Here is a 17,563-nt window from a genome sequence, read left to right as displayed (position 1 = left end):
GTGTCTTCCTTGGTGATGGTGACCTTCTTGGCCTTGCCCAGCATATCCAGGGTGACGGTCTCGAGCTTGATGCCGAGGTCCTCGCTGATGACCTGGCCGCCCGTGAGGATGGCGATGTCTTCCAGCATGGCCTTGCGGCGGTCGCCGAAGCCCGGAGCCTTGACGGCGGCCACACGGAGCCCGCCGCGCAGCTTGTTGACCACCAGGGTGGCCAAGGCCTCGCCCTCGATGTCCTCGGCGATGATCAGCAGCGGACGGCCCGACTGGACCACGGCTTCCAGGATCGGCAGCATGGCCTGCAGCGACGAGAGCTTCTTCTCGAACAGCAGGATCAGCGGCTCCTCGAGCTGGGCCTCCATCTTGTCGGCGTTGGTGATGAAGTAGGGCGACAGGTAGCCGCGGTCGAACTGCATGCCCTCGACGACGTCGAGTTCGGTGTCGGCGGTCTTGGCCTCCTCGACGGTGATGACGCCCTCGTTGCCGACCTTCTCCATCGCTTTCGCGATCATCTCGCCGACTTCCAGGTCGCCGTTGGCCGAGATGGTGCCGACCTGGGCGATCTCGGAGTTGGCGCTGACCTTCTTGGACGACGACTTGATGTCGGCGATGACGGCGGCGACGGCCTTGTCGATGCCGCGCTTCAGATCCATCGGGTTCATGCCGGCGGCGACGGACTTGAGGCCTTCCTGCACGATCGACTGGGCCAGGACGGTGGCGGTGGTGGTGCCGTCGCCGGCCTTGTCATTGGTCTTGGAGGCGACTTCGCGGATCAGCTGAGCGCCCATGTTCTCGAAGGCGTCTTCCAGCTCGATCTCCTTGGCCACCGAGACGCCGTCCTTGGTCGAGCGCGGGGCGCCGAAGGACTTCTGGATGATGACGTTGCGGCCTTTCGGGCCGAGGGTGACCTTGACCGCATTGGCCAGGACGTTGACACCCCGCAGCATCTTCTCGCGGGCTTCGGTGGAGAACTGAACTTGTTTCGCGGCCATGTGAGGCTGCTCCTGAATTCTGGGTTGTGAGGGAAAGGGTCGTCGAAGCGCCGGTGCTTACGAGAGCACGCCCAGCACGTCCGATTCCTTCATGATGATCAGGTCTTCGCCTTCCAGCTTGACCTCGGTGCCCGACCACTTGCCGAACAGGATACGGTCGCCCGCCTTCAGCTCGAGGGCGTTCACCTTGCCGCTGTCGTCGCGCAGGCCCGGTCCGACGGCGATGACCTCGCCTTCCTGGGGCTTTTCCTTGGCGGTGTCGGGGATGATGATCCCGCCCTTGGTCTTCGATTCCTCTTCCACGCGCTTCACGAGCACGCGGTCGCCGAGCGGACGAAACGCCATCTGTAGTGTCTCCCAAAACAGTTTCGATTGAGCCATCGGGTCGGCTTTGGCAGCCACTGCCCCCGAGTGCTAACGCGAGGGGCAGGTAGGACCCGGCTCCGGCAGCGTCAAGGACCCGGCCGCCGAATTTTCGCCGCCTCCGCGCCCCGGATGAACGCCGGATGAACCGCCGCTCGCCGGCCTGTTCAGGCGGACAGGCGCATACAGGCGGTCATCGCGCGCAGACCGTGAAAGGACCGACCATGAAGACGCTTTCGAAATTCGCCAGCGCCGCGCCCGCCGCGGTCGGCGCCATGGCGCTCACCCTGGCCGCCGCGACGCCCGCCGACGCCCAGAGCCGCTACCGCGACCGTGACCGCGGCGACGACGACGATCGCACCGAGGACGTGCTGATCGGGGCCGCCGTCGGCGCACTGGCCGGCGCCCTGATCGGCAATGGCGACGGCGCCTATATCGCCGGCGGAGCCCTCGCCGGAGCCGCCATCGGCGCCACGGCGGACGACGACGACGACTGCAACTACTACCGCGGCGGCCGCTGCTACCGGAACCGCGGCCACTGGGAGCGCGAGCATGGCATCAACAGCCGCGATTACCGCTCCGACTACCGCTACGAGCGACGCGACCGGCGTGACGAGCGGCGCTACGACCGCGACTACCGCTACGATCGCCGCTGGTAGGACAGCTCCCTTTCGCCCGGCCGCGTGAGTATGGCCGGGTGTGGGCGAGGAAGGCGGGCTCCGGAGACGGCGCCCGCCTTTTTCATGGGCGATCACGGGCGATGCCGACTTCGTGCGTCGCGGAACGAAGGTCCCCCTCAGCGATTTCCCGGGTGATCCGTGTTCGTGGAGAGGAGTGATCCGTTCGCCCCTCCACGGGACCCCGACGCCGCGACGGATGCGGCGGCGGGCGCGGAAACTCCCCGAAATCCTGCAGGAGTCCCATCGTGTCGATCAGCAGAAATCTACAGGCGGCCCTCGCGGCGGCGGCTCTGGCCGGCGCGGCCGCGGCCCCGGTTGTGGCCCAGGACGCCCCCACGCCCGCTCCCGCCGCCCCGGCAACCCGGACCGAGGCGCCCGTCGTCGTCGCCCGCGACGCGAACGGGCGCGCGACTTCGGTCCGCATCGGCGGAACCGTCTACAAGGTGTGCATGAGCGAAAACGAGGACGGCTGCATCCAGCCCCGCGACGCCGGCCTCAACTGGGGCGACCGCCCGCTTGCGCACTGGCCGGGCCGTCCGGCCAGCGAAACGAGCGGCCGCACCCGCGCTCCGGCGGCGACTCCCGGCTGATCGTCTCCCGCGGGAGACGATCCTAGACCATCAGCCGCTTCATCAGCTCGGCCGTCGACGGATCCAGCCCGGCCGACGGCTCGCCCGCCTGCACGTCCTTCAGGATCGCCTTCGCCAGCACCTTGCCCAGTTCGACGCCCCACTGGTCGAAGCTGTTGATGTCCCAGATCACGCCCTCGACGAAGGTCTTGTGCTCATACAGGGCGATCAGGGCCCCGACCGCCTCGGGCGTCAGGGCGTCCATCAGCAGGGTCGTCGACGGCCTGTCGCCCGGGAAGGCCTTGTGCGGCGCCAGCCGGTCGGCCTCCTCGGCGCCCGCGCCGGCCGCCAGCAGTTCCGCTCGCGCCTCGGCCTCGGTCTTGCCGACCATCAGCGCCTGGGCCTGCGCCAGGGCGTTGGACCACAGCGGCGCGTCGCCCTCGCGCGCGTCCACCGCTCCGTCGCCGGTGTGGCGAACGACGATGAACTCGGCCGGGACCACCTGCGGCCCCTGATGAATCTGCTGGAAGAAGGCGTGCTGGCCGTTGGTGCCCGGCTCGCCGAACACGATCGGCCCCGTGGCGGTGTCGACGGCTGAGCCGTCGCGCTTCACCCGCTTGCCGTTCGACTCCATCTCCAGCTGCTGCAGGAAGGCCGGCAGGCGGCGCAGCCCGTGGGCGTAGGGCGCCACCGTGCGCGCGTGACGGCTGCGGCCCTCAACATTGTAGACCTGCGCCAGCGCCATCAGCACCGGGGCGTTGCGCTCCAGATCCGCAGTCAGGAAATGCTCGTCCATCAGCCGGGCTCCGGCGAGGACGCGTTCGAACACGTCCCAGCCCAGCGCCACGGCCACCGACAGGGACACCGCCGACCACAGCGAATAACGGCCGCCAACCCAGTCGCGGAACCCGAAGGTGCGGCCGCAGCCCCAGGCTTCCGCCTTGTCCGGCGCGGCGGTGACGCCGACCAGATGCCGCACCATCCGGCGCGGCGACAGGCTCTCCGCCAGCCAGGCCTTGGCCAGGTCGGCGTTGGCCAGCGTCTCCTGGGTGGTGAAGGTCTTGGACACCACCACCACCAGCGTCGTTTCCGGATCCAGCCCGGCCAGGGCCTCGGCCATGTCGCGCGGATCGATATTCGCCACGAAGCGCAGGTCGATGGTCGGCTCGAGCGGGCGCAGCGCGTCCCACAACAGGCGCGGGCCCAGGTCCGACCCTCCGATGCCGATGTGCACGATGGCGGTGAACGGCTGTTTGGTCCCGCCGGTCTCGGCGCCGGAGCCGACGTCCGCGGCGAATTTCGCCATCTCCCGCCGGGTCGCGGCCACCTGTGCGGACACCGGTTCGCCCAAGGCGCGGAAATCGGCGTCGTCGGCGGCGCGCAGGGCGGGATGCAGCACCGCCCGGCCTTCGGTGTTGTTGACCGCCTCGCCTCCGAACAGCGCCGCCCGCCGTCCCTCGATATCGCAGGCCTTGGCCAAGTCCAGCGCGGCCTCGAAACCCTCGGCGGTCCAGCTCTGTTTGGACAGGTCGAGATAGAGACCGGCCGCCTCGACGCCCATGCGCTCGGTCCGGCGCGGATCGGTCGCGAACTGATGCACGATGCGCGATCCGGCGTCCTTGCGCGCCACGGCGCGAAGCATGTCCAGGGCCTGGGAGCGGGCGGTCATGAGCGGCACTCTGCGGGAGGAGGGTAAACCCTCGTTTACGGGTGGGGCGTAAGCCGGTTCAACGCCGAAACTGCGATTCGGCCAACATAACGAGGATCGCCATGTCCTGCGGCGTCGCCCTGGCCGTCTCCCTCCTGCTTTCGGATCCCAATGTGGCCATGGCCGCGGCGCGGCCGCCGGCTGCCGCGGACGCGCCCGTTTCGGTCGTCGGCGAGCCCCTGTTCGCCGACATCGTCGCCCGCTCGGGCCTTCTGCGCGGCGAGGTGCAGGGCTGGATGGCCGCCGGTGTCGCCGACCGGGCGGACTTCTTCAGCGGCGCCGACTTTCACGGCTTCAAGGCCCGCGCGACCGAGCTCGCCGCCCTCGACATGCAGGGCCACCTCGTTCTGAAGGAGCGCGGCGTCGACGGCGACCTCAAATGCATCCTGCGCGGCATCGCCGAGGACATCCCGGTCAAGCTGGAGAGCGTCGAAAACGCCGCCACCCCCGCCGAACGCCGCGTCGCCCTCGACGAATTGCACTACCTGCTCAACGACAACGTCGAAGTCATTACGGCGCCGCCGCAGCCGGAAGTGTAGGGCGAGAGAGGGTCTCCTCCAGCGCCTCGACCACCACCCCCTCCGTCAGCAGCTGCGGCAGGATGCGCGGCTCCGGCTCGCCCGGCGCGTAGAGCAGATAGAGCGGCACGCCCGAGCGGCCGTGGCGTTTCAGCTCGGCGGTGATGGCGTCGTCGCGCAGCGTCCAGTCCCCGACCAGATAGACGGCGTCGGCGGCACGGAACGCCTCCATGGTCCGGGCCGACGTCAGGGCGCCGGCCTCGTTGATCTTGCAGGTCACGCACCAGTCGGCGGTGAAATTGACCAGCACCGGCCGCCCCTGCGCCAGCGCCGCCTCCACCTTCGCCGGGGACCATGGCGCGCTGGCGGGACCGCTCCCGGGCGCGTCTGCGCCTGCCGGGCTGGCGGGCAGGCGGACGGCCATGACGGCGCCGGCGCCGGCGAGGGCGAGGGCGGCGAGGCCTGCGACGGCCGTGAGCCGCCAGCGCCGGTCCAGCGCCCGCTCGGCCTGGGCGAGGCCGAGAAGCCATCCCGCCAGCGCCAGCAGCAGGCCGGCGATGAACAGCAGGCCCAGGGCATCCCCGCCCGCCTGACGGCTGAACACCCAGGCCAGCCACAGGGCCGCGCCATACATAGGGAAGGCCAGCAGCCCCTTGAGCCGCTCCATCCACGGCCCGGGCCGGGGCAGGCGCGACAGCAGACCGGGCGTCAGGCTGACCAGCACATAGGGCAGGGCCAGACCGAGTCCCAGCATCAGGAAGACGAGCAGCGCCAGCGGCCACGGCATCAGCAGGGCCGAGCCGAGCGCCACGGCCATGAAGGGCGCTGTGCAGGGGGCGGCGACCACCACCGCCAGCACCCCTGTCAGAAAGGCCGCGGCGGCGCCGTTCAGCCGCGCCAGCGGGCCCGAGCCAACGCCCTGAAGTCCCGCGCCGACGTGGAAGACGCCGGACAGGTTCAGGCCGACGGCGAGCATCAGCAGGGCCAGTCCCGCGATGACGGCCGGCGACTGCAGCTGGAAGCCCCAGCCCGCCGCCTGACCGGCCGCCCGCAGCGCCAGCAGGACTCCGGCCAGCAGCAGGAAGGTGGTCAACACGCCCGCGAGGAAGGCCAGCCCGTCGCGCCGCGCCCGTGGGGCGTCGTGGGCGGCTCCGGCCAGCGCCGCCGCCTTCATGGCGAGGATCGGGAAGACGCACGGCATCAGGTTGAGGATCAGGCCGCCGAACAGGGCGAACAGCGCCGCCTGAAGGAAGCCGCCGGCCGGCGCCGGAGCGGCGGCGTCTCCCGGCGCCTCGTCCGGGGCGGGGGGCAAGTCGCCCGACCCGCCGGTTCCCGCCAGCGGCGGGCCTGCTTCGGCGGAAACCTCGAACGCCCCGAGCCGCGTCACCAGCACGCCCCGGATCGGGGTTTCCGCGCTCGCGAAACCGGCCCCCGGGGTCAGGGCCAGGGTCAGGCCCCGCGGGCCGTAGCGCCCCGACTGCGGTGCGGCGTGGTCGATCACCCGCGGCTCGAAGGCGAAGAAATAGCTCGGCCCGGGATTCTGTCCGGCCAGCGGCCCGCCCGCGGCGGTCAAGGTCGCGACCCCGCCCTGCAGGGTGATGCGGGTCGAAATGTCCGCCGGGCGGGGGGCGGTCTCGACGATGCGCTGGATGGCTCCGCCGTGCCGGGCGTCCGGCGGCGCCGCGCCCGTCCGGATCGGCAGGTCCAGCGACAGGGCCAGTTCGTCCGGCACGCACATCTCGGCGCTGCACACGAAGAACAGCGCCCTGACCCGCAGCGGCAGGGTCGATCCGGGCGCGGCGTCGGCGGGGACGGCGATCGGGACCGGCAGATAGACCTCGCCGGAATAGCCGTAGTTCATCAACGGTCCGAGCCGCTGGCGTTGGGGCAGGGGCCAGACGATGTCGCCGGCGGTGACCCTGGCGGGCAGGGTCCACGTCAGCGTGGTCGCGCCGCCGGAATCCCCCGGATTGCGCCAGTAGGTGTGCCAGCCCGGCTCGATGTCCTGCCGCACCGCCACGATCGCTGTGGATCCCGGGGCCGCCCATTGCGACATCGCGACCAGTTCGGCGGCGATGCGCTCGGTGCGCTGAACGCGCCCGTCCTGCGCCGCCACGGTGGTAGGGACGAACAGCAGGGCGACGAGGAGGAAAAGCTTGAGCAGACGGGTCACGCCGCGACCTTAGCCGCGTCGGCCGCGTCGCGTCACGCGTCGTGCTGTCTCAGTCCGTCAGCGCGGGGCGGCGTCGACCAGCACCTCGGTGCGGCGGCGCATCGGTTCGCTGGCCCCGTCGGCGGTCACCGAGCCGGACTCCCCGGCCACGATCAGGCTGAACACCGGCGTGGGCCATCCCGCCGCCTGCAGCGCCTCCGTGACCGCCAGCGCCCGGCGCTCGGACAGGTCCAGATTGGCGTCGGGTCCGCCCGAGGCGTCGGCGAGGCCGATGACATTGACCTTGCGGATGTCGCAGCCCTGCAGCTGGGTGGCGGTCAGGCCGATGGCGTGGCGCGCGGCGTCGGTCAGCCCCGCCTCGCCCTCGCGGAAATAGATGTCGAAGCGCTGCGGCGCGCAGGCTTGCGGCTCCGCGACCAGATCGCCGCGGCTCCACGGCGTCTGCGCGCACCCCGCCAGCGTCAGCGCCAGCGCGCCCAGCGATAAACCCAGCCGCTTCATTCCAGCCCCTTCACGAAAAGGGCGGCCCGTCGCCGACGAACCGCCCTGATCTCTCACGACCAGCCGCGCCTAGTAGCGCCGCTGCCCGTTCTCCCAGTAGCACTCGGTCTGACGGCCGTCGTAGCAATAGTAATAACGGCCCTGGCTGTCGCGGTAGCGCTGCTGGTTGGCGCGGTCCTGCTGCGAGCCGCGGATCGCACCCGCCGCGCCGCCCACGACCGCGCCGATGGCTGCGCCGGTTCCGGCGTCGCCGTCTCCGACATTGTTGCCGATGATCGCGCCGGCGACAGCGCCGATTCCCGCGCCGATCACGCCCTGGCGGACGGTTTCATTGGTGCCGCCGTACGGATCGCTGGCGCACGCGGAGGCCAGCAGACCGGCGCCGGCGATCGCGATGATTGCCTTTTTCATGGGTATGTCCTTCATCCCTCGGGTTCGCCCCACGGGTGATAATGCTGGATTACCGTCACGGTTCCCCGTCTATGCTGCCGGTCGGGCCTGTACCAGGCTTTGCAGTACGTCCCGCGGGGGGCGTGGGTGGGCCCCGCATGGGGCGAGAGACGGGGGTTTCGTATGCGTTTTTCTGAACCGGTCCGCATGGCGGATGACGGCGATCACAGTCCCGTGTGGGCGCGCGGCAAGCGTCGGCGGGGCAATCCGCTCATCAGCCTGCTGATCACCCTGCTGGCCCTGTTCGGCGTCCTGACGGCCGTGCTCGGCATCAAGGAGAAGTCGCTCGCCGAGGGCGGGGCGATGATGGACGGCTGGATCTCCAGCGCCGTCTCCAAGGTCAAGGGCGAGGCCCCCAAGGTGGCGGAAGAAGCCGGCGACGCCGCCGGAGCCGCCGCGGCCAAGGCCGGCGACGCGGCCCAGGCGGGCGCCGCCGCCGCCTCGGACGAACTGAAGAAATAAACAGCCACGCTTCGGCGACCCGCCCGGAACATCGCTCCGGGCGGGACGTTCGGGCGGCATGAGCGCAACTCCGACGCCGGCGGTCGAACCCGCGACCGCGCCTGAAACCACGACCGGCGCGGAGGCCGCGGAGTCGTGCGTGCTGACCAGTCATGTGCCGCTGAAGCGGGTCATGATCCTGGTGAATCCGCTGTCCGGGAGCGTCGGGCCGGGCGCGGCCGAAGAGGCCGGGACCATTCTTGAACGCTACGCCTGCGACGCCTCGGTGGTGACGCTGGAGCCGGGACAGTTCGACGCCCAGATCGAGGAGGCGCTCAAGGCTCGCCCCGACGTGCTGTTCGTCCTCGCCGGCGACGGCACGGCCGGCACCGTCGCCTCCCGCGCCGGGCCGGACGGGCCGCTGGTCGCGCCGCTGCCGGGCGGCACCATGAACATGCTGCCGCGCGCGCTCTACGGCACCTCCGACTGGAAGGCGGCGCTGAAGGTCGCGCTGGAGGAGGGCGCGCCCCAGACCGTGGCCGGCGGCGAGGTCTCGGACGGCGACACGACCCGCGCCTTCTATTGCGCCGCCATCTTCGGCTCGCCGGCCCTGTGGGCCCCGGCGCGCGAGGCCATCCGGGCCGGCAAGCTGGGCCTGGCCTGGGCCTATGCGCGCCGGGCGCTCAAGCGGGCCTTCACCGGCCAGATGCGGTTCGCCCTCGACGGCCGGCCGCCGCGCCGCGCCGAGGCGCTGGTGCTGATCAGTCCGATGATCTCGCGGGCGATGGAGGAGGATACGGGTCTCGAGGCGGCGGCGATGAATCCGGCGGACGCGATGCAGGCCTTCCGGCTCGCCGCCCACGCCGTGCTCGACGACTGGCGGCAGGACCCGGCGGTGACAACCCGGGCGACGCAACGGGTCCAGCTCCAGGCCCGCTCACGGATCCCGGCCGTGGTCGACGGCGAGCCGCTGCTGCTGCACCACCGCGCCCAGGTGCGGTTCATCCGTCGGGCCTTCCAGGCCCTGGCGCCCATCCCGGCGGCGGCGGAGGACAGCGTCTAGTGGGGCGCGTGCTGCAGTTCTCCGACGTGCATTTCGGCCGCGAACACCGTCACGCCTGCGCCGCGGCGCTCGACTACGCCCACGCCACCCCGTGCGATCTGGTCCTGATCACCGGCGACGTGACGCAGCAGGGCCTGCCCGACGAGTTCGAGGCCGCCGGCGACTGGATCCGGCGGATGCCCGAACCGACCTTCGTCATCGTCGGCAATCACGACGTGCCGTACTGGAGCCTCGCCGCGCGCCTGTTCCACCCGTGGCGGGCCTTCGAGCGCGCCATCGGCCATCCCGCCCACGATCACCAGTTCCTGTCCGAGACCGTCATGGTGCGCGGTGTGGTCACGGCCCGCGGCTGGCAGGCGCGTCCCAACTGGTCGAAGGGCGTCATCGATCTGGCCCAGACGCGCAAGGCCGCGGAGGCCCTGCGTCAGGCGCCGGCCGGGGCGCTGCGCATCCTCGCCTGCCATCATCCGCTGGTGGAGATGATCGGCGCGCCGATGACCGGCGAGGTCAGGCGGGGCGACGCCGCGGCGCTGATCTTCGCTGAGGCCGGGGTCGACCTGATCGCCACCGGCCACGTCCATGTCCCCTTCGCCCTGCCCATCCAGCTGGGCGACCACTGCTCCTATGCGGTCGGCTGCGGGACGCTGTCGCACCGGGAGCGGGGGGCGCCGCCCAGCTTCAACCAGATCGACTGGGACGCGAAGGAGATCGTCGTCACCGCCATCGCCTGGACGGGCGACCGGTTCGAGCCGGGGCAGAAATGGCATCTGCCGCGCCGTCAGGACACCCGCAAGCCCTCGACCGCGCCCGACCCGAATGTCCCCGGCGTCCGGGAACAGGCGGCGACCTGAAGTCTGCGCCCAGACACGGAAGAGGGCCGCGGTCCACGACCACGGCCCTCGTCACGTTTCAGCCTGTGAGGGCTAGATCCTCGTGCCTCGTCGGCCCTGGAAGAAGTGCACGGCCAGCAGGATGAGGAAGATGACGAACAGCACGATGGCGATGTTCATCGACAGGCCCGCGACGCCGCCCGCGCCGAGGGCGCCGGCGATGATCGCGAGTACGAGGAAGATAAGGGCCCAGCGAAGCATGAGCGGACTCCCGGAATGTTGATCCAAAGGAGCGGCTCAAGACCGCCGCGCCTGCCGGATCAACTCTCCGGACCCGCGCCTGTTCCGCCTCAGCGGCGACGCCGGCCGTGCGATTTCTCGGTGAAGGCGGCCGCGACCATGGTGGCCAGCGCCGGATTGCGCAGGAAAATCCAGCCGCCGGCCAACGCCGCCGCCGTGCCGAGGATCGGCCGGTTGCGGAACAGCGTATAGGCCCGTTCGCCGAGGCCCATCGGCTCGTCGTCCTCGATCTCTTCCTCATGGGCCTCGCGGCGCAGGAAGATCATCACCACCGCAAGCGCGAGGAGGGCGAACAGCAGCATGGTCAGGGCGGCCGCGGCGAGCGGCACGACCACGAGGCACAGGGCGTAGAAGATCGTCGCCCCGAAGGCGATCACGGCGACCAGCGCCGCCCCGGCCGCCACGGCGGCCGCGACGGCCTTCTTCGCCAGCTTGCGGGCCAGCCCTCCGCCCAACATCAGCGGCGACGGCCGGCGAGCAGCAGGCCGAGGACGACGCCGACGCCGAGCGCGATGGCGGTCGACTGCATCGGGCGCTCCTGCACCCGTTCGGTCAGGTAGCGCTGGGCCTCGTCGAAGCGCTCGGAGGCTTCGTCATAGTATTCGCGGCCGCGCATGCGGGCGGTGTCGTAATAGCCGCGGGCGCGTTCGCGCAGCACCTCCGACTGTTCGCGCAGGCGGGCCTCGGTCTCGGCCGCCTTGGCGCGCAGGCGGGATTCGGCCGCCGTCGCCTTCTCGCGCAGACGCGCCTTCTCCTCGGCGCCCAGGGTCTTGAGGTCGTCCTTGAGGGTGTTGATGTCGTTCTTCACGGCTGTCCGTGCCGCCTTGGTCGTGGCCATGTGCGCGCTCCGCTCTGCAAGCTTGACGGTTAGATAGAGAACCCTGAGCCGGAACGCCACTGCGACGTGCCGGTTCCGCACCGCAGCAAGGCGCGCGCTGGCGAAGCGGCGCGTCCCGGCCTAGACAACGGACATGACCGACTGGCTGTTCCCGCCCGCGCCCATCGCCTCCCTCGCCGTCGTCGGCCGCGCCGAACGCCTGCCCGTGCGGCGCATCCTCTGCGTCGGCCAGAACTACGCCGCCCACGCCCGCGAGATGGGCCACGAGCGGGCCGAACCCTTCTTTTTCTCCAAGCCCGCCGACGCCCTCGTCACCGACGGCGCCGACCCGCGGTATCCGACCGCGACGGCCGACCTGCATCACGAGGTCGAACTGGTCTGCGCCGTCGGCGAGGACGGCGGGATCGTCGGCTGGGCCGTCGGTTGCGACCTGACCCGCCGCGATCTTCAGGCAGCGGCCAAGGCCAAGGGCCGCCCGTGGGACTCCGCCAAGGGCTTCGACCAGTCAGCGCCGTGCGGGGCCCTGACCCTCGGCCCGCTGCCTGATCCAGCCGCCCCGATCCGCCTGTCGGTCAACGGCGATGCCCGCCAGTCGGGTCGGCTCGACGACATGGTCTGGGCGCCGGACGAGATCCTCGCCAAGGCGCGCACCCTCTGGGACCTCCGGCCGGGCGACCTGATCTTCACCGGCACGCCCGAGGGCGTCGGCCCGCTCCAGCCCGGCGACCGGGTCGAGGCTTCGATCGGCGGGCTGCAGACCCTGACCTTCACCCTGAGACCGCGATGATCCTGCACGGCTACTGGCGCTCCGGCGCCGCCTACCGCACCCGTATCGCCCTGAACCTGAAGGGGCTGGCCTATGAACAGAGGGGCGTCGACCTGCGAACCGGCGCGCAGCGGTCGGCGGCCTTCGTCGCGCTGAACCCGCAGGGCATGGTCCCGGCGCTGGAGGTGGACGGCGGGGTCCTGACCCAGAGCCCGGCCATCCTCGAATGGCTGGAGGAGGCCCATCCCGTTCCGCCGCTGCTGCCCGCCGACCCGCTCGACCGCGCCCATGTCCGGGCCATGGCGGCCCTGATCGGCTGCGACATCCACCCTCTCAACAACCTGCGCGTCGGCAAGGCCCTGCGCGAGACCTTCGGCGCCGACCAGACCGCCGTCGACGCCTGGGCCGCCCGCTGGATACGTCCCGGCTTCGAGGCGCTGGAGCGGCTGGTCCGGGTCCACGGCGATGGCTGGTGTTTCGGCGCCGCCCCCACCCTCGCCGATTGCTACCTGATCCCGCAGATCTACTCGGCCCGCCGCTTCAATGTTCCGCTCGAGGCCTTCCCGCGCCTGCTGGCCGTCGACCTCGCGGCGCGGACCCACGCCGCCTTCGTCGCCGCCCACCCGGACAACCAGCCGGACGCGGACTGAGGCCCGGTTGGTCAGCAGGTTCATCTGCAGGCATGGAGCCATTGGCGGCTTTCGCCCCATGGCGGGCGCCCGGTTTGTCCACTGCCGAGTGGTCAAAGGAACGCCGCAAGCCGACCATCGACGTCGCTCAGGCTTCACGTTCAGGGCGCGAGCCTGCGGGGGGCACGGCGATCCCTGGTACGGACAGCCGGGCTTCTCGGGGATCAGCGGTCCGGCCGCTCCACCACTCTGACGAAGCTCCTGTCCAGGACGAGCACAAGCATCTCTTCAGCCCCCGCCGGGCCCTTGCCTGCGGCGGATCACTGCCTGACGTCCTTGCGACGCCTGATGGCGGTCGTGGGCATGAGCGCGGCGATACTCGCCGCCAGTTCGGCCTGGCGGAAGGGTTTGCACAGCCGCGGGATTCCGGCCGGTACGCCGTCAGCTTCAGCATAGCCGGACACGATGAGCACGGGCAGGTCCTGGATTCTGGAAGTCAGCAGCCGAGCCAGCTGGGCGCCGCTCATCCTCGGCATGATGTGATCGGTGACCAGCAGATCAGGGCACAAACCGGCATCCAGCAGGCGCAACGCCGCCTCGGCCGAATTTGCTTCCTCCACGCGGTAGCCGAGCTCCATCAGCATCTGGGCGGTGCACATGCGAACCAGGTCTTCGTCGTCGACGAGCAGCGCCGTGCCGGAACCCCGCAGCGGCTCGGCGGCGTTGCCGGGTCCGTCGTTCGCACCCGCCGGCGCTCCGCTGACCGGCAGCCACAGGTCGACCGTGGTCCCGGCGCCCTCCCGGCTTGTGATCGCCAGATCACCGTTTTGCTGCAGCGCCAGTCCGTGAACCATGGAGAGGCCAAGGCCCGTGCCGCTGCCGACGCCCTTCGTCGAGAAGAAGGGTTCTATGGCGCGAGAAAGCGTCGCTTCATCCATACCGACGCCTGTGTCCGACACGGACAACCGCACATAGCGGCCTGCGCGCAGGCGGTGCGACTTGCCCGGGATGACCTGCTCCGGTTCGGCCGATATCTTCAGCATCCCGCCGCCAGGCATGGCGTCCCGGGCGTTCACCGCGAGATTGAGAAGCGCCATTTCGAGCTGGTTGGCGTCGGCGGTCACGGGAGGAAGATCATCCGGCAGCTCGACCCGAACCTCCACCGTTGCGCCCATGGTGCTCGCGATCAGCTGAGCCATGTCCCGGACGAGCTGGTTCAAATCAACCGCGCCTGGCTGAAGGGGCTGACGTCGTGCAAACGCCAGCAGGCGCTGAACCAGGATTTTCGCCCGCTCGGCGGACTGTAGTGCGCCGTCAACCAATCTCTGCTCGCGCTCGCCGCCCACGCCACGCCGCACGAGCATGTCCAGACTGCCGATAATTGGCGAAAGAAGATTGTTGAAATCGTGTGCGACGCCGCCCGTCAGGCGGCCGATGGCCTCCATTTTCTGCGCCTGGCGCAGTGCGTCCTCGGCCTTCGCGCGCTCGGCGATCTCGTTGCGCACGCGCTGCTCCAGCGTCTCGTTCAGCAGGCGGAGCTCGTCGTTCAGGCGCGCTGCATCGGACAATGCATCGCGCAACGCCGCGGCGTTTTTCGCCAGATCCGCCCGAGCACGGTCCAGAGACGACGCCAGCGCCGTGGCGCGGCGGGTCACGTCGCCGGACGCCCGCGCGCTGGCGGAGGCGGCGTCTTCGCGAGCTTCGGATCGCAGCAGCGCAAGCACCAGACCAGCGGCGCCGGCGAGTTCGGAGGCGCGAACGCGGGGCTGCCCGCCAATGAGCATCAAGACCGCCCCGTCAGGCGTGATGAATACATCCGCCGGGGACAGGCGCTGCACGTCGGGATAGGCGATGGTGGCGCGGAACTCTCCTCCGCCGGCGCATCGACCCAGAAGCTCGGTCCAGGTGGAGCCCCCCGGAAGAGTCTGTCGAAAGCCTGGGGCGGGTCGCAGTATGCCCAGCTCGGGATCCGGCAATAGTATGAGCAGATCGAGCGCGCCGAGCCGCTGCGCCATTGCCGCGGCCTCGGACGCGCGACTCCTTCTGCCGGCGAGAGCCGAAAGAAGGAGGATCAGGTCATGGTCGCCCCGGAGTCTCACGCAGGAACAACAACAACCACTGCCGTGCAGTTGTGGAAGCCCTCGAACTGACCCTCTGCCCGGGCGATCTGGCCGTGGGTGTTGCATCCGACAAGGTCGGCTCCGGCGAGCTGCTCGCGCACGCTGGCGACCTCTTCGCTGAAGTGGTCGCCCATCCGGAGTCTGGTCGCGACGCAGTCGAAGAAGAGCGCCGCCTGCGGCTTCAGCCCTCCGAGAGCGGCGAGAGCGGCCTGGGTCGCCTCCTGGGCGGCCTCGACGGCGGACGCCACGGAAGCCCGCATGATGTAGACGACGGCGCCTTCGGGCACTTCCGCGGCGCAAAGGATCGAGCCGTCGGGGAGGACGGCGAGCGGAACGCGCAGGCGGTGGGACTCACCGGTCTCGACGCCCAGAATATTGTGCAGGAAGAATGGGATCGGCGCCGCGCGATCGAGGGATTGGCCGGTCGTGGCGGCGTAGGTCTCGAAGGCTTCGGCCGCGGGCAGGCCATTGAGGCTGATAAGCCTCATCCCGTCGGCTTCGGTTACCCGGAAGGGAGCGGACGCGGGCGTCCATCCGTGGCGTACGCCGATACCCACTGGCTTCGCCGTAAGCATCTCCAGGGCGACGGCGGCTCCATTCAGCACCTCGCGCCCCAGGAATACCGAGGTGCGTTGAAACGCGGCGTTGTCTCCGGCGCCGCCGCCAAAGAACTGATACTGACCGCCGGTCGCGAGTGTGAGCTCGTCCACCAGCAGGTCGGCGTGACCCGCCAGGGCGTCAGCCATCACCAGAGCCGACCGGTGCGGGAAGGCAAAGTCGACCAGGCCCGTGAAGCCGGACGTGATCTGCCGGGCCGCTTCCGCGGCGCCTCCGGCCACGTCACGAGCGACGCCAACGCCGAAACGGGCATCGTCGCCTGCCAGGCCAAGGGCGCAGGCCAGACCCTCGCCGCGCTGATGGTTCATGAACTCGCCCGCCGATGAGGCGCCCACCACGAGCGCCTCGGGGCAACAGTTGGCGAGCTCGTCCAGAAGCGCTTCGTGGTCGTACGAGGGGGCGGCGAACACCATCAGAGCCTGCGGCTCTCGCCCCAGCCCCCGGGTGATGTTGGCAGCCAGCCGTCGTCCAGCCTCTCGAGCGCCGCGGACATCGGTGGACGCTGCTGCTGTCTGCATGGTTAATTCCCCCGTCCGGCTTCGCCTGCAAGGCGGTCAGAACGTTCGGCTATTCGTCCGGGTTCCCTGCTGCTGGTAGCCGCAGGCAGTCGACTGGAGATGCGGGCGGGGTCCGCCATCGCGCTTGGCCGACGGTCCGCTCCCGACCCATTGCGGACGTTCCCGGGAACCTGTCCTTCAGAATGGCGGCGGCAAACTGCACATCGGCAAGCCGCCGAATGTATCGCCAATGATCGAGTGGTCCCTCGCGGCGACCAGCCTCGCTTGTCTCGGCTCGTTTGCAGGCTTCTGTCCGGTCAGACATGTTGCCGTGGCGACAAATCTGTTCGGTGGCCCGCAGGTTCGACCTTCTGATCCCCACTGGACGCTGGCGTCCGCCCATGCGCCGTCTTGGGCCATACAACGAAGCCAAGGTTCCTCCGCGGTATTTGAGGCGAAATGGACCGTGCCCTCGGAGGCGAGCGGAAGAGCTTCTTCCGGGCTAGCCGCGCAACTGCACAGGATCAGAAAAGCGGAACAGATCAACGGGCGCATTGTAAGAGCCTAGCAGTTCAACGTCCGCTTTCCACCCTTTGCGGACGTTGGCCGCGGCCGCTTAGCGCTGTCAGAACTGCAGACGTTGCAGCGGCCCCAGTCGCCCTTGCGATGCACGACGAACAGCCGCGCGGTGGAACTTCTCGGCGAACTCTCTCGCAAGCATGATGACGGCGACTGCCAACGCCGGCCAGAAAACGATCCAACGCCAGGGCGAGGAGATTGCCTCGGACAGCCCCACCAATGACAGAGCGTTGGGGTTGAGGGCGACCAAGGCCACAAGAATCAGGCTTGATCGAACAAAGGCCAACGTGCTCGCCCGCTTCCCAGGGAGCGGACTGCCTAATCGCATTATCGCCCTGCGGAGAAGCTGGATCATCACCTCAATGCTAACCCGCTCCCGGCGTTCAGCACAAGCTGATCCAAGCAGGGCCGCGAACTCCCCTTACCCGTGGCCGAACTTCAGCGAGGCCACTCCTCGGCCGGCGCGGGGCTGTGGTGCTGAACCAGTGTCAGGCGTCGCGAGGCGACCACGAGCCACCCTCGATCCGGCGCGCGAGTGAGGCGCTGGCGCTCACCGGAATGCCGCTCGCGGGCGTGATCGGGTCACGCGTCGCCTAGCAGCAGTCCTGGCTCGCGGCCTCGCCGCGGGCGAAATCGGCTCGGTCGCGGCGGCGATCGAGATCCGCAACCTGTGGGATTACGCTTCGTCGCTGCTCGCAGGCGCTGGAACACAGACGAACTCTTCCCACCTGAAGCTCGCAAGCGCCTGATGGTGGTGGCCGGATACCGAAACCAAGACGGCGGAGGGCCGCCGCGGCCAGCAAGGGACCGTGGCTCATGCGGCTCTTCATGGGTTGGCTCAGGCGCGGACTCCCACGCTCCTTCTGGTGATCGGCAGGGCGGCCGATATCACCCGGCACGCAGATCCTGCACGGGTCCGACAAGGCATCCA

Annotated in this window: 19 protein-coding genes; 8 read left to right on the top strand and 11 right to left on the bottom strand. The window is 70.0% G+C overall.

Annotated features, from left to right (window positions below; genetic code table 11):
- Nucleotides 1–989: chaperonin GroEL (groEL, locus tag VEC04_RS09385; RefSeq protein WP_324776137.1), on the bottom strand; the 989-nt coding region annotated here is incomplete at its 3' end.
- Nucleotides 990–1,046: 57 nt separating this feature from the next.
- Entirely contained in the window at nt 1,047–1,334 is a 288-nt protein-coding gene (gene groES / locus VEC04_RS09380) for a co-chaperone GroES (protein ID WP_324776136.1), read from the bottom strand.
- Nucleotides 1,335–1,576: 242 nt separating this feature from the next.
- Between groES and VEC04_RS09375 the strand changes: the two genes are divergently transcribed.
- On the top strand, nt 1,577–2,011 hold the full coding sequence (locus VEC04_RS09375) for a hypothetical protein (protein ID WP_324776135.1): 435 nt from the start codon (nt 1,577–1,579) through the stop codon (nt 2,009–2,011).
- 266 nt (nt 2,012–2,277) lie between these two features.
- Nucleotides 2,278–2,622 (top strand): hypothetical protein, encoded by a 345-nt coding sequence (locus VEC04_RS09370; RefSeq protein WP_324776134.1) that lies wholly within the window; start codon nt 2,278–2,280, stop codon nt 2,620–2,622.
- Between the two features lie 22 nt (nt 2,623–2,644).
- Here VEC04_RS09370 and pgi read toward each other — a convergent pair whose 3' ends face one another.
- Nucleotides 2,645–4,270, bottom strand: a complete 1,626-nt coding sequence (gene pgi / locus VEC04_RS09365; RefSeq protein ID WP_324776132.1) for a glucose-6-phosphate isomerase — start codon at nt 4,268–4,270, stop codon at nt 2,645–2,647.
- Nucleotides 4,271–4,371: 101 nt separating this feature from the next.
- On the opposite strand from pgi, the gene VEC04_RS09360 reads away from it, so the two are divergent.
- Nucleotides 4,372–4,848, top strand: a complete 477-nt coding sequence (locus VEC04_RS09360) for a hypothetical protein (RefSeq protein ID WP_324776130.1) — start codon at nt 4,372–4,374, stop codon at nt 4,846–4,848.
- Here VEC04_RS09360 and VEC04_RS09355 read toward each other — a convergent pair.
- The 3 genes from VEC04_RS09355 to VEC04_RS09345 form a co-directional block, all read right to left on the bottom strand.
- Nucleotides 4,820–7,000, bottom strand: a complete 2,181-nt coding sequence (locus VEC04_RS09355; protein WP_324776128.1) for a protein-disulfide reductase DsbD family protein — start codon at nt 6,998–7,000, stop codon at nt 4,820–4,822. The genes VEC04_RS09360 and VEC04_RS09355 overlap by 29 nt on opposite strands.
- Before the next feature lie 57 nt (nt 7,001–7,057).
- Nucleotides 7,058–7,501 carry an OmpA family protein gene (locus VEC04_RS09350; RefSeq protein ID WP_324776126.1) on the bottom strand — a complete coding sequence of 148 codons (444 nt, stop codon included), beginning with the start codon at nt 7,499–7,501 and terminating at the stop codon, nt 7,058–7,060.
- A gap of 69 nt (nt 7,502–7,570) precedes the next feature.
- Entirely contained in the window at nt 7,571–7,912 is a 342-nt protein-coding gene (locus VEC04_RS09345; protein WP_324776124.1) for a YMGG-like glycine zipper-containing protein, read from the bottom strand.
- Nucleotides 7,913–8,074: 162 nt separating this feature from the next.
- Here VEC04_RS09345 and VEC04_RS09340 point away from each other — a divergent pair, with 162 nt between their 5' ends.
- The 3 genes from VEC04_RS09340 to VEC04_RS09330 are packed head-to-tail and all read left to right on the top strand — an operon-like array spanning nt 8,075 to nt 10,306.
- Nucleotides 8,075–8,413 (top strand): hypothetical protein, encoded by a 339-nt coding sequence (locus VEC04_RS09340; RefSeq protein ID WP_324776122.1) that lies wholly within the window; start codon nt 8,075–8,077, stop codon nt 8,411–8,413.
- Between the two features lie 58 nt (nt 8,414–8,471).
- Nucleotides 8,472–9,455, top strand: a complete 984-nt coding sequence (locus tag VEC04_RS09335) for a diacylglycerol/lipid kinase family protein (protein ID WP_324776120.1) — start codon at nt 8,472–8,474, stop codon at nt 9,453–9,455.
- Between the two features lie 8 nt (nt 9,456–9,463).
- A complete protein-coding gene (locus VEC04_RS09330) occupies nt 9,464–10,306 on the top strand; it encodes a metallophosphoesterase (RefSeq protein WP_324776118.1) in 843 nt (280 codons plus the stop codon).
- Nucleotides 10,307–10,378: 72 nt separating this feature from the next.
- Here the strand turns inward: VEC04_RS09330 and VEC04_RS09325 are convergent, their stop codons facing one another.
- From VEC04_RS09325 to VEC04_RS09315, 3 genes are all read right to left on the bottom strand, one after another.
- Nucleotides 10,379–10,546: a DUF1328 family protein gene (locus VEC04_RS09325; RefSeq protein WP_324776117.1), complete on the bottom strand. Its 168-nt coding sequence runs from the start codon at nt 10,544–10,546 to the stop codon at nt 10,379–10,381.
- Nucleotides 10,547–10,635: 89 nt separating this feature from the next.
- Nucleotides 10,636–11,043, bottom strand: coding sequence for a hypothetical protein (locus VEC04_RS09320; protein WP_324776115.1), 408 nt, complete (start codon nt 11,041–11,043; stop codon nt 10,636–10,638).
- Complete coding sequence (locus tag VEC04_RS09315) at nt 11,043–11,423, bottom strand: glycine zipper domain-containing protein (protein WP_324776113.1); 381 nt, start codon at nt 11,421–11,423, stop codon at nt 11,043–11,045. Before VEC04_RS09315 ends, VEC04_RS09320 begins: the two co-directional genes overlap by 1 nt.
- A 133-nt stretch (nt 11,424–11,556) precedes the next feature.
- On the opposite strand from VEC04_RS09315, the gene VEC04_RS09310 reads away from it, so the two are divergent.
- Entirely contained in the window at nt 11,557–12,210 is a 654-nt protein-coding gene (locus VEC04_RS09310) for a fumarylacetoacetate hydrolase family protein (protein WP_324776111.1), read from the top strand.
- Nucleotides 12,207–12,839: a maleylacetoacetate isomerase gene (gene maiA / locus VEC04_RS09305; protein ID WP_324776109.1), complete on the top strand. Its 633-nt coding sequence runs from the start codon at nt 12,207–12,209 to the stop codon at nt 12,837–12,839. The genes VEC04_RS09310 and maiA overlap by 4 nt, the downstream gene beginning before the upstream one ends.
- Nucleotides 12,840–13,138: 299 nt before the next feature.
- On the opposite strand, the gene VEC04_RS09300 is transcribed toward maiA, so the two are convergent.
- Both VEC04_RS09300 and VEC04_RS09295 read right to left on the bottom strand, forming a co-directional pair.
- The gene (locus tag VEC04_RS09300; protein WP_324776107.1) at nt 13,139–14,833 is read right to left on the bottom strand and encodes an ATP-binding protein; all 1,695 of its coding nucleotides are present in this window, start codon (nt 14,831–14,833) and stop codon (nt 13,139–13,141) included.
- A gap of 80 nt (nt 14,834–14,913) precedes the next feature.
- Nucleotides 14,914–15,969 (bottom strand): FIST signal transduction protein, encoded by a 1,056-nt coding sequence (locus tag VEC04_RS09295; protein ID WP_324776105.1) that lies wholly within the window; start codon nt 15,967–15,969, stop codon nt 14,914–14,916.
- Nucleotides 15,970–17,563 lie beyond the last annotated feature (1,594 nt).

The organism is Brevundimonas sp., assembly GCF_035626535.1.
In the GTDB taxonomy this organism is placed as follows: domain Bacteria; phylum Pseudomonadota; class Alphaproteobacteria; order Caulobacterales; family Caulobacteraceae; genus Brevundimonas.
Note: the sequence above shows the minus strand (reverse complement) of the source record. Positions and strands in the feature narration are given on the sequence as shown.